The organism is Lacipirellula sp. (assembly GCF_965279485.1).
GTDB lineage: Bacteria > Planctomycetota > Planctomycetia > Pirellulales > Lacipirellulaceae > Lacipirellula.
The window spans coordinates 979,800-992,255 of the sequence record NZ_CBDIIC010000001.1; the positions used below are offsets into that span (position 1 = coordinate 979,800).

General features: G+C 61.1%; 6 protein-coding genes. 4 read left to right on the forward strand and 2 right to left on the reverse strand.

The window, feature by feature from the left end:
- Positions 1 to 78: 78 nt before the first annotated feature.
- The 4 genes from alsS (at position 79) to ACQY7R_RS04120 (ending at position 4,439) form a co-directional block, all read left to right on the forward strand.
- Entirely contained in the window at positions 79 to 1,737 is a 1,659-nt protein-coding gene (gene alsS / locus ACQY7R_RS04105; RefSeq protein WP_428304326.1) for an acetolactate synthase AlsS, read from the forward strand.
- A 42-nt stretch (positions 1,738 to 1,779) separates the two neighbouring features.
- Positions 1,780 to 2,175, forward strand: coding sequence for a carboxymuconolactone decarboxylase family protein (locus tag ACQY7R_RS04110; RefSeq protein ID WP_428304327.1), 396 nt, complete (start codon positions 1,780 to 1,782; stop codon positions 2,173 to 2,175).
- 345 nt (positions 2,176 to 2,520) lie between these two features.
- Positions 2,521 to 4,092, forward strand: coding sequence for a malate dehydrogenase (quinone) (gene mqo, locus ACQY7R_RS04115; RefSeq protein WP_428304328.1), 1,572 nt, complete (start codon positions 2,521 to 2,523; stop codon positions 4,090 to 4,092).
- Complete coding sequence (locus ACQY7R_RS04120; protein ID WP_428304329.1) at positions 4,026 to 4,439, forward strand: hypothetical protein; 414 nt, start codon at positions 4,026 to 4,028, stop codon at positions 4,437 to 4,439. The genes mqo and ACQY7R_RS04120 overlap by 67 nt, the downstream gene beginning before the upstream one ends.
- A gap of 217 nt (positions 4,440 to 4,656) precedes the next feature.
- Here ACQY7R_RS04120 and ACQY7R_RS04125 read toward each other — a convergent pair whose 3' ends face one another.
- A complete protein-coding gene (locus tag ACQY7R_RS04125; protein ID WP_428304330.1) occupies positions 4,657 to 10,041 on the reverse strand; it encodes a neutral/alkaline non-lysosomal ceramidase N-terminal domain-containing protein in 5,385 nt (1,794 codons plus the stop codon).
- Positions 10,042 to 10,090: 49 nt separating this feature from the next.
- Positions 10,091 to 12,454, reverse strand: coding sequence for a hypothetical protein (locus ACQY7R_RS04130; RefSeq protein WP_428304331.1), 2,364 nt, complete (start codon positions 12,452 to 12,454; stop codon positions 10,091 to 10,093).
- Positions 12,455 to 12,456 lie beyond the last annotated feature (2 nt).

Genomic DNA, 12,456 nt, shown 5'->3' on the forward strand with positions numbered 1-12,456 from the left:
ATAATCACTGAACTAGTATCGGGAGAGTGACGGCGTACCCAACGTGAACGTTGCGCAGCGAACAAGGAAGTGTTAGCAATGGCTGGGCAAATCACCGGCGCCCAACTGCTCGTCAACAGCCTCGAGCGATTGGGAGTCGAGTACATTTTCGGCATTCCTGGCGCGAAGATCGACTCGGTGTTCAACGCATTGGCTGATAGCGGGCCGCGGCTGATCGTTTGTCGGCATGAGCAGAATGCCGCCTTCATGGCGGGGTGCATCGGCCGGTTGACCGGGAAGCCCGGCGTGGCGCTCGTTACCTCGGGGCCGGGCGTCGGGAATCTTGCCACTGGCATGCTCACCGCCACCACCGAAGGCGATCCGCTCGTTGCGATCGGCGGCGCCGTCTCACGCAGCATGAAGCTAAAGCAGACGCACCAAAATTTGAACAACGTCGACTTCGCCCGGCCTGTGACCAAGAGCAGCGTCGAGGTCGACGTCCCGGAAAGCATTCCTGAAATCGTCGCGAACGCGTTCCGCATCGCCGCCCGTTCGCCTGGCGGAGCCACATTCATCAGCCTGCCGCAGGACGTCGCGCTCGCGTCCGTCGATGACTACGGCCTTTCAGCGGAAATCGTCAGTCCGCTCGGTGCAGCCGCGATCTCCTCGATTGCTCAGGCGGTGAAGCTGCTCCAGCAGGCGAAGCAACCTGTTCTGCTGCTCGGCGCTGCAGCGTCGACGCCGGCCAACGCCGCCGCCGTGCGGCGGTTGCTCGCGAAGTTTCCGTTGGCCACCGTTGAAACCTTTGAGGCCGCCGGCACGCTGTCGCGGGAGTTGGCCAAGTACTTCGCCGGCCGGGTGGGATTGTTTCGCAATCAACCGGGCGATCGATTGCTCGCCGCGTGCGACCTAGTGTTTACGGTTGGCTTCAATCCAGTTGAGTACGATCCCGAAGTATGGAACGCGGAAGGGCGATTGGCGATCATTCACCTCGACGCCGCCCCAATGGTCGTCGGCCATAGGTATCACCCCGTGTTGGAGCTCACCGGCGACGTGGCGACGACGCTCGATGCGATCACGACCGTCTTACCCCAGAAGAAAGGCGTCGCCAATGCAGCGCTCGTCGCTTCGCTGCGTGCGGAACTCGATGCGGGACTGAAAGACGCGCAGCGTTACGCCGCGTCGCCCGTCCATCCGCTCAGATTCATCCACGATCTGCAATCGGCAATCGACGACGATACGACGGTGGTCAGCGACATCGGCTCCCACTACATGTGGCTGGCCCGCCATCTCTATTGTTACCAGCCTCGGCATTTGCTGTTCAGCAACGGACAGCAGACGTTGGGCGTTGCGCTGCCGTGGGCGATGGCGACGAAACTCGCCCGGCCTAACGAGAAGGTGATTTCGATCTCAGGCGACGGCGGGTTTCTGTTTTCGGCGACCGAGTTGGAGACGGCGGTCCGCGAGAAGCTACATTTCGTGCACTTCATTTGGCGCGACGGCTCGTACAACATGGTCGCCGCGCAAGAACAAATGAAGTACGGCCGCACTTACGGCATCGACTTTGGCGGCATCGACGTCGTTAAGTTCGCTGAGAGCTTTGGCGCCCATGGCTTCGCGCTACGAAGCGCCGATGAAATTTTGCCCACACTCGAAAAGGCTCAAGCCATGCCGGGGCCCGTGTTGATCGATGTGCCGATCGACTACCAGGATAACATGGCGCTGTTCGAGTCGACCGATCCGCACCGCGGGCACTAATGCTCCGCTGACAATTTGCATCCACCGATTGGAGAAATCTCGATGTCCAGCGCGCTCTACAACAAAGGCATGAAGGAGATGCGTCGGCACCTCGGCTCCGCCGCCGACAAGTGGATTAGCAGCATCAAGGAAATCGCCCCTGAGTTCGCCAAGGTCAACGTCGAGTTTCCCTTCGGCGAGCTCTACACGCGCGACGTGCTCGACGACAAGACGCGTGAACTCTGCACGATCGCCGCCCTAACCGTGCAAGGGTATGCCTCAGCCGAGCTAAGAATCCACATTCAGGGCGCTCTCAATTGCGGCGCCGCGCCTGAAGAAATTGTTGAAGTGATCACGCAAATGATCGCCTACTGCGGATTTCCAGCGGCGACGAATGCCATTTTGATCGCGAAGGAGGTCCTTGGCGATCAAAGGTCCGACTCGACCAAGTCGACGTAGGATTGATTTGGCGCGGCACGCTGCCGCCTTACAGATTTAGCGCTGTACGATTCCGAAGTCACGCGCTCGGCCGAACTTCCATTTCTGCCGATTTTCGCGGCGTTAGCGGCGCATCCAACGAATTTCGTTAGCATGACGGCGACGGCGACGGCGATCCTTTCAGGTCTTATGACCGGAATAAGCCAACTAGACTAAACGGAGCGAGCAAACGCAACGCCCGTGGCTGGCGTTCGTCGCGACCTACGCTTCGTCGACACGATGAGAAACTCCCGCCTTGCCCGGCCCGGCCAAGCCCGACTTCGCAGCTTCCCGCACTAGGGATGTCCTTCAAACCAAAAATATTCGATGACTTCATCCAATAATCCCTCGCAAGATCAGTTGGACGTCGTCCTCATTGGCGCTGGCGTCATGAGCGCCACCTTAGCGACGATTTTGAAGGAGCTGCAACCCAGTCTGAAGATCGGGCTTTTTGAAAAGCTGGGCAGCGCTGCGCAAGAAAGCTCGAACGCCTGGAACAACGCCGGAACCGGTCACGCGGCGCTCTGCGAGTTGAACTATACTCCGCCCCGCAGCGACGGCAGCATTGATATTTCTAAGGCGCTGATGGTCAACACGGAGTTTGACCTTTCCCGGCAGCTCTGGAGCTACTTGGTGATGAAGGGAGCGATCAAAGATCCGCAGACCTTCATCCATCCGGTACCCCACTGCAGCTTCGTGCGCGGCGCCGACAATGTGGCGTTCCTGAAGAAACGTTTCGAGACGCTCTCTGCCCACCACTGCTATCAAGGGATGGAGTACACCGCCGACAAACAGGAAATCGCTGAGTGGATTCCGCTCGTGATGGAAGGGCGCGATCCGAGCGAAGCCGTCGCAGCGACTCGCATGGCGACCGGCACCGACGTCGACTACGGCGCCCTCACTAACACGCTGATCGACGCCTTAAGCGCTGAGGAAGGATTTGCCGTTCACTACCACAGCCGCGTGGCCAATCTGCACCGCGAGGGCGACGTGTGGTGCGTCGACATCCGTAATGAGCAAACTGGCGAGCATCGGATCGTTCAAGCAAAGTTCGTGTTTCTAGGCGCCGGCGGCGGCGCGCTGCCGCTGCTGCAAAAATCCCGAATTCCCGAGGGCTTGGGGTACGCCGGGTTTCCAGTGAGCGGCATTTGGCTGCGTTGCGACAATCCAGCCGTCGTCTCGCGTCACTTGGCCAAGGTGTACGGCAAGGCTTCGGTCGGTTCGCCGCCGATGTCGGTGCCGCATCTGGATACGCGGCATGTCGATGGCCAGACGTCGCTGCTGTTCGGGCCCTACGCCGGCTTCTCGACCAAGTTTTTGAAGCACGGATCGTACCTCGACCTGTTCAGCTCGATCGATCCGGAAAATATTCTGCCGCTCTTGGCCGTCGGTCGCGACAACATGGCCCTGACCGAATACCTCATCGGCCAGGTGCTAGAGAGTTCCGCGGAGCGCTTCGCGGCGCTCCGCGAATTCTATCCGCAGGTCGACGAGAAGGATTGGCGTCCAGAAGTCGCCGGACAGCGTGTGCAGATCATCAAGAAAGATCCGACGCACGGCGGCATTCTGCAATTCGGCACCGAGATCGTCTCCTCGGCAGACCACTCGCTTGCCGCCCTGCTCGGCGCTTCGCCTGGCGCTTCGACCGCAGTGGCGATCATGGTCAGCCTGATCGAGAAGTGCTTCGCTGACAAGCTCGCCAGCGGCGGCTGGGCCGATCGCTTGAAGAAGATGATTCCCTCTTACGGTCAGTCGCTCATCGACAATGCCGCGCTTTGCCGGAAAGTGCGGGCCGAGACGGCTGCGGTCCTTCAGATCAACGATATTCCACAATGCTACGAGCCTACTACCTCTACACCGGGCGCGACGGCCACTCGCATGTTCAGCGCGGCCGTCTAGTCGAACGCGAAGTGACCGCAGCGAAGTCGGTGATGTGGGCGGAGTCGCCGCCATACTCGTCGCTCGATTGGCACAATGCGCCCACGACGCAGTACGTGCTGACGCTCGCCGGCGAATTGGAGTTCGTCACTCAAACCGGAGAATCCTTCACGATTCTTCCGGGCGATGTATTGGTGGCGACCGACGTCACCGGGTCGGGCCATAAGTGGCGCCTAGTCAACGATCAGCCCTGGCGGCGGGCTTACGTCGCGTTCGACGGAAGTACAAAACTCAACTTCGAAGCGGACGAGTCGACAGAGCCGGCGGTAAGTAGCGCGTGCCAAGAGGAAGGTCTATCTAAAATCTAGCGTCGACGTGCAGGCGCAGGGCTGAAGAAGCCGCAATCTGATCGAACGCTTCTTCGGACGTAGGGGATCGCCGCCATCCTTATCGACTTGCTGTGAGTGTCCTTAGTACGAACAACAAGTCGCGTTGCGAAGTAACATTCGTCGATCTGATCTGCTAAGCGAACGCCACAGAGCGCTGAGCCGCGTTCTCGCTACTTTGTCGCGGCGACCGTGAAGTTCACGGGTTCCGCGGTCCATTCTTCGCAACGCTTTTCGCCCGTTCAAGAATATCGTTCGCCACGGAATTTGGCGCTACTTTGCCGCTATCCACTGCGTTGAGGAGAACTTCTGCCCGTCCCGGCGTGCGGAGTAACGCCTCAATAGCCAGACTTCGATTGTGATCGGTCATGGAGGAGAGTGCAGTGACTAAGACGCCGCCGACTTCATCGGCGTCCATGTCGGCAAGAGCGCTAACCAAACCCATTTGCAATTCTGGACTGGTCTCGACCGAGAGCTTCTCAACGAGGTCTGGCCCAAAAGTTTCCCAACTACCGGCGCCAAGAATTCGCAGCGCATCGTACCTTGTGCCTCCATGAACCTGCTCGTTGGCGGCCATCTGAGCCGCCAGCGTCATCGTGCGATTCCACTCGGCTTGCAATTGAGGGTGCTCCTTCAGCAGTTCCATTAGTCGTTGATTCGGCCATGCACCGGCTTGGCTCACGCCGTTCACGACCCCGCCGCCAATAACGACTGCTTGCCAGTCGGCAAGCGGTTCGCCGTCGCCGGGCAACGCGAGGTCCATCACGCGCAGCAATTCGTGATGCTGATTGCGGCGCCCAGCGGCGATCGCGTGCTCCCAGATAGCCGGGATCCGCTCATATTCTTCCGGCTGGCCGACGGCCAGCCCGTCGAGCAGCTTCGAGATGGCCGTGGCGGCGTCCTCGCCCCCTTGCGGCGGATCGCCGGAGATAGCGCGATCGGCCGGCACGCCCACCGGCGTGAGGTAGACGCCGCGCAGGTCCATCAAGTTGGCAGTCTTCAACGGTCCGTCTGGCCGAAGGATCAAGCGTTGCTTGCCGGCGACGAGTTTCATGCGCCCAATGCGTTGCGTTTGAAAGCGACTGTAACTGCCAGTGCCCGCGACTTGGCCAGTCACCGGCTTCTCTCCTCCCTCTAAAATGTACGAACTGCCCGCCGTGTCATCGACTGTGGCCCAGTGGAGGTAGACCTCGTACTCCTGGGGGGCGGGAGCATCGATTTGCCACGTGACGTACTCGTCGCGACCATGCCAGTAGCCGATGTTGCGAAACGGCTTTTCGAACGTGATGCCGGCGCCGTAGATGTGGCAATGCTCGGCGAGCAACCAGAGTGTGCCGTCGTAGTCGGGAGCGATCAGCTTCGGATTGTTGCCTTCGACCGTCTTCGCAGGCGGCCCGACGGAGTTAAGGTACGCCAGCAGATCCGCCACAGCGGCGGGTGCGAGATCTTTCTCCAGCCCTTCGGGCATGAGCGACTTGCCGGTATTTTCCAACGCATCGAGGTCAGTACGCAGCAGCGTATGCTGCTTGCCCTGTTGCTCGGTCAGGGTAATGCTGGTGGAGGTTTCACCTGTCATGATGCCGGCATGGGCAAGTCCGTCGACGGTGAGCGCCGAATAACTGCGGAATCGCTCGTCGACGGCGCGGTTAGGATCGAGAATCGATTCGATGAGAGCGGCCGAAGCTCGTGAGGTAAGGGCAGCCAAGTCGGGTCCGACCTCGTGCCCTTGATCTTCCAACCGATGACAGCTGGAGCAATATTTTGCGAAGGTTTGGCGTCCGCTTCCGGCGTCGCCCTCGCCGTTGGCGGCCACGGCGGCGATGTACTCCTTCACGATCTTGTCGCGGTTTTGATCGACGCCCGAGGCCATGATCGCGGCTCCGCGGGCGCGCAGCTCTTCGGCAGGGTGGTTTGCTAGTCTCTGGCGTTGCAAGGCGTCGAGATCGGTGACGGCAATCGTACCGGCTTCGAGATGGCTCAGAAGGCGACCCGTGAGATCGGCGCTACCCAGCATCACGTCGAACGCTTGCGACCGCGCGGCCGGCGTGTAACCGCGCCACGGCGACAGCAACGTCTCGGCAGCCGCATCGCCGCCGATGGCAGCGATCATTTCGATCGCGGCTTGCTGAACTGTGGGCGAGTGTTGTGGCTCCAGCAGCGGCGTGAGCAGTTCCAGCAACTCATCGGAGTCGACGCCGGTGGCCGCCACCATTTTCAACGCCGCCAAGCTGGCGGCTTCTTCTTGCGGGTTTTCCAAAATCGTGCGCGCTTGATCGGCCAGCGGTGCAAACTGCTTCTGCAGCCCGTTCGCAGCTTCGCTCCGCCGTCGTGATTGCTCCAGCAACTCCGCAGCGGCGGCAAAACGCCAACTCGCTAACTCCGCAGCGCCTTCTTTACCGCCAAGCGATTTCGCGGCTCCGAGAACATCAGCGTCGCTGCCGAGTTCTGCGATCAATCGGATCGATGGCTTCAAGACGCTGTCGGGAATCGTCTCACCTTGCGATTGCGCGAACAACGCTTCGACGACCTGCCCCGCGTTCTCGCTATTCACGCTGCTCCAGACGCCGGCCAGAATGGTCGGCTCAGCCGCCTGGCGGAGAGCGATCTTGGCGAGCGCCGCGCTGGTGCGAGGATCCTGCGTTTCTCCCAGCGTGTAAGCTAGCTGCAGTTCGACCTGCGGATCGGCATCGTCCGCCAGTGCGAGCAACGCATCGAGCACGTTAGGGGCGGTTGCCAACATCGGCTCGCTCAACCGAATCGCGTGGCGCCGCACGGCGGGATCGCCATCGGCCAGCGCTGCCAAGATCGCCGGTACGTCAAGTTCGCCCAGACCATCCAGCGTGCACAGCGCTTGCAGCCGTACGGCCGGCCGCGCCGCTTTCTGAGCAAGCTGCTTCAGCGCGTGCGCCGCTTCCGTCGCGTGACGCTGCAATAGCAGTTGCTGCGCCAGGTCGCGCAGCGGTCCGTTCGGCGAATCAATTGCCGCCGCCAACCCCGCGGCATTCAGATGATCGAGGCGGGTGGTCGGCCGCGGCGGTACGTCGGCACGGCGAACGCGGAAGATTCGCCCTTGCTCGCGGCCAGCGGTGACGTCGAGTTCCGCCAGTGTTTCTGGAATGAACTTCTGGTGCTCAATGACCGCACGGTGCATATCGACGACGTACAGGCAACCGTCGAGTCCGGTCCGAATTTGCACAGGCCGAAACCAAGGATCGGTCGATGCTAAAAACTCGACGTCGGGTTCGTCGGCCGCGCGGGCGCCGGTGAAGGTCGCGCCGTTCGGCGACAGGATGCGGCGGTGTACTAACTGGTTGACCGGTTCGGCAACAAACGAGTTGTTGGAGAACTCGCTCCCCAGCAGTTCGTCGCGGTAAATATCGAGTCCGCACGCCGCCGTCGGCCGGCCCGGGGGACCCGAAAGTTGGAAGATTGATGGTTCGCCAATGGGATGGAGCGCACTCGGATCAGGGCCTCCCGGTACGGATATGCGCGTCGCCGGCGGAGCGATGTGGGGGTTTCGTGCGAGGTAGTGATCGTCGAGCGGATAGTGATGGATCAACGACGAATTGTCGCAGCCGAACCAATTGTTCCAGTCGTCGCGCGTGCGGCCTTGCTGCGTGGAACCCGTTACAGGCTCTAGCTCGCCCGAATCTGGATGAAAACGAAAGTCGCGGCCGCCGAGTTGAATCTCGCGTCCGCTGCTCGTCTTAATCATTCCGCCGAACAGGCCGCACGAACCATAGAGCCAATTATCGAGCCCCCACCGCAAGCTGTTCACGCGAGCTTGCGCATTGTGCGTTTCAAATCCGGTTAGCAGCACCTTGCGGACGTCGGCCTTGCCGTCGCCATCAGCGTCTTCGAGATAGATTACATCGGGTGCATCGCACACGATCACGCCGTTCCGCCACGATTTCACGTCTGTCGGAAAACGGAGGCCGTCGGCGAATGTCTTCGCTTCGTCGTACTTGCCGTCGCCGTCGCCGTCGGTCAGCACGCGCACGCTGCCGTTCGGTTTAAAATCCTCATCGGCGAACCGCGAGTAGTCGGGCATTTCCGCCACCCACAGCCTGCCGTCGGGACCGAAGTCGATCGCCACCGGATCGGCGACGAGCGGTTCGGCCGCGGCAACTTCCACCACGAAGCCGGGCTTCGGAACGATCGACGCGACCGCTTCCTCTAGCGGCCAAGGTTGCGCGCTCACTTGCTTACGCGGTCCCGCACCTTCGAACTGCGGCGGAATCTGGGCGTGGACTTGCCCAATGATTTTTTCTTCGACGCCAGTGGCGATTGTGTTCGGCAGTGCGAAGTACACGACCTCGGCGCCACCGCCGTAGCCGCCCTCCTTCAGCAGCCGCTCGGAGGGAATGTATGCACAGAAGTCGTTCGAATAACCGTGCATCCAGATGCGCTCAGGATCGAGCTCGGCCTTCAGCCGCAGCGAGTAGTCGGCGCAAACCTCGCCTGCCAGGAAGACCATCGCCAGCGAGTCGCCGAATGCCCAAGTCTGCACTGGGTAGTCGAGCGCTGCCTGCAGTTCTTCGCCGCGCTGCAGCTTCGCCAGCTGATACTCGGCGTTGTACCCCGGCGCCCCGCCGGCAGCGGCGAGCTTCTCCAATTCTTCTTTAACAGGTACCGGATTTAGCGGGATGTCGATGTGCGACAACGCAGCAGTCAGTTCGCCGCTCACCGGCTTCAGCGTCCCAGCCAGCAGTCGGTCAACTTCGTCGCAGATTTGCGCCCCCTGGTCAGCCGCGGCTGCCGTGTTGCTCCCCGTCACTCCGGAGGCAGGATTCGAATCAGAACCACAGCCGATCGATACTAGGGCGATGATGCCGGGATGCGTTCGCTCGACCGCCTCCTGCGCGTAGCCCGACCAGTCACCGCTGATCTTATTGTCCGACAGCGTCACGCAGTGGCAGGCGTAGCTCAGATAGATGGCGCGAACGGCGCCGTCGTCGGCCGACTTTACCACCAGGATCGGCAAGTCGTGGTCGACGGGGCCGCCAGGCGTGCGGCGGTTGACCGCGAAGCTGACCTTGCCGACCGCCCACGACAGCGTCGATGGTTTGCGATCGGCTAGCGCTTCCAGCGCAACCTTCTCCATCGCATCGGTCAGTTCGGCCGTATACCGTTCGATGTGGGCTTGGTGTTCGGAGGAAATCGGCGAGCTGAAGATCGTATCGCAAACGTTGGTCAGCTTTGGCGTCGTGTGCGAGTGGCTGAACGTCACCGCGACGCGATCGCGATCGATCCCGGCTTTTTCTTTGAGCCGTCGCGCCACTTCGTCGACCATCGCCTCGCGAACGCCGAGGCTGTCGAGCGTGATCAACACCGCCGGCTTTGCCTCGTCGGAGCCGATGGCGATCGCTTTGGCCCAAATGCGTTGCGTCACCCCCTCCGACTCGTCGCGGCGGCCGCCAAAGCCGTTCAAACGAATCGGATACGCGGGGGTGACGTCGATTTTCGCTACGCCGACGTCGTAGACGGCTTCTTCCGCCATGCAGATCGGCGCGAATGCCAACAGCAGCCCGACCAATTGGGCCCAACGCAGCGAGTGCCGTAGAGAATTTGTGAAGTCACTCATCGCTGTTCTCGTTCCGCGAACGGCGTCTGCTGACGACCGTCCGTCAATTCTAACATGCCTGCGTATCGGCGACTCGGGCGCAGACGCCACGCAGTCGATGCAAAAAAACAAGTGAAAGCAGCAGCCACGCGGTGCTGCTCGAGGCTGGCTCGGGGACGCTCGCAGCGGCCGTCTCGTTGCCGACCAATCCAAAATGACTGCGCCACACGGCGAGGTCGCCCGCATCGACGATGCCGTTAGAATTGCCGTCGGCGCCGGCGCCCGCCACGGCGACCGGGCTGCCAAGCGATCGCTGCCAGGCGAGGAAATCGGCCCCGTCGACTCTGCCGCTGAGATCATAGTCGCCGGCCGCTCCGACCTGCGCGAGTTCAATGACGCCTTCAAGCGTTTCGCCGTTGCTCAGCAAGAACTCGAACTTGAGTCTGTCGAGGTTGATCGCTCCGCCGCTGACATCGAGCAACGTCCCGAGATTGAGCACCGTTCCGCCTTCGGCGAGATAGAGTTGGCCCGTGGGGTTGAACTCTGTCACGCGGAATGCGTTGCTGTTGTCGGCCTCGTCCCAGCCCGCGAGGGATTGATCAGCGAGGCTGCGCCAGCCGACCGCACGCCGCAGTTTGCCGTCCGTCGAAGCGATCGAGTACGCCGCAATCGAAACGTCGAAGAACGGCGACGCGTTGCGAATGCCCACAGCCCCTGTGAGGGGGTTGATCGTCATCACGAGGTTGTTGATGACGTCGACGCCAATCTCAGCCCGAACGCCCCCCTGCTCCGTTCCGCCGCCAGCGAGCGAGTACTCGAACGTCAGTTCTACCGTGCCACCGACGTCGTCGCCAAACTTGGCGGGAGGAACGATAATCACCGGTCGACCGATCGAGAACCGCGTGCCAGGCGCAAACAACTGCGATCCGGCCGTTTTGAACTCCGTAATGCGACTGCTGTTTGAATTGTTGGCTTCATCCCAGCTGCTAAGTCCCTGATCTTGGAAACTCTGCCACGCTCCATTGGCGGGATTCAACTTGCCTGCCGGCGAGGCGATCGTGTACCCGTCGATGGAGAGCGTGAGATCGCCCATGTTGACGATTGATGCTTCGCCAGTGCGCCAATCGACCAACAGTTGCAGCCGGTCGCCTTGCCCAGTGAAGTCGAACAACTGCTCGTGCACGGCGCCAACGATTTTGTCCTCAAGGCCGTACGCGAGTCGGCCAGGATTGCCGTAGTAGTAGTTCGAGGAGTCGGCCTCGTAGCCCCCTGCCCTCAGCACTCTCTCCGAAGGGATGTATCCCATCACGTCGTTGCTGTAGGCGTTAACCCACACCTTGTCGCCCAGCTCAGCCTTCAATCGCAGCGAGTAATCCGCCACAACCTCGCCTTCCATAAAGACCATCGCCAAGTCTTTGCCGAAGGTCCAGGAGGTAACGCCGTAGTTCATCGAGCTCGGCGATGGCGCCAGCATCGTTCCGGAGGGATCTCCCGGCTGCAGCGTCGTGGCGAAGTCGAGCTTCACCTCCGTCTGGAACGCCGATATCTGCGACGAGACGGGCGTCATCAAATTGTTATCGATCAACCGCCGCACTTCGTTGGCAACGGTGCGGCCATGATTGAACGCCGCTAGCGATGTTCCCGCCGGAGTCGGATTCGAATCTGCGGCAGCGCCGATCATGATCATCGCCGCTGCGCCAGGGTACAGCGTCTCGATCGCCTGCCGTGCGTAGCCTGGCCAGTCACCGCTGACGAGATTGTCGCTGGCGTTAAGCGTGGTTCCATGCGTGGCGTAGCTCGCAATGATTGCTTTCGCCTCGCCGACGGCGTTCTTCACCAGCATCACCGGCAGGTCGTGGTCGTCGACGCCTTCGCCGCGACGATTCTGACCAAAACCAGCAGAACCGTTGGCCCAAGAGATCTCGTGCCCTGGCGTGCGGTTGTCGAGTGCTTCGGTCGCCGCTTCTTCCATCCATTCGACAAGCTTCGCCGTGTAGGCATCGACATGCTGCTGTTGCGTCGCGGGCAGCGGTGCACCGAACAAATTTGGCAAATACCCGCTTACGCACGGACAGCTATGCGAGTGGGTGCAGGTCATCACGATTCGCTCTTGCGCGATCCCCAAGTTGTTGGCCAGTTTGGCCCGCAACGGATCGACGACGTTGTCCGGCAACCCAGTGCTGTCCACGGTTAGCAGCAGCGATGTTTCAGCGCCCATGCCGAACGCCGCAGCTTGAACGAATATGTTCTGCTGCACGCCAGTCGATTCGGCTATGGTCGCTCGACCGGCGTATCCGCTCAGCATGATCGGCGTCAGCGGGTTGATGTTGACCTTCGCCGTTCCGAAATATCCGTCCTGCCCGTAGCTGCCGGCGCTCGTCAGGCAGGCGAGCAGAAAGCTCGCCTGCCATAGAGCGTTGCGAAATCGATTCATGC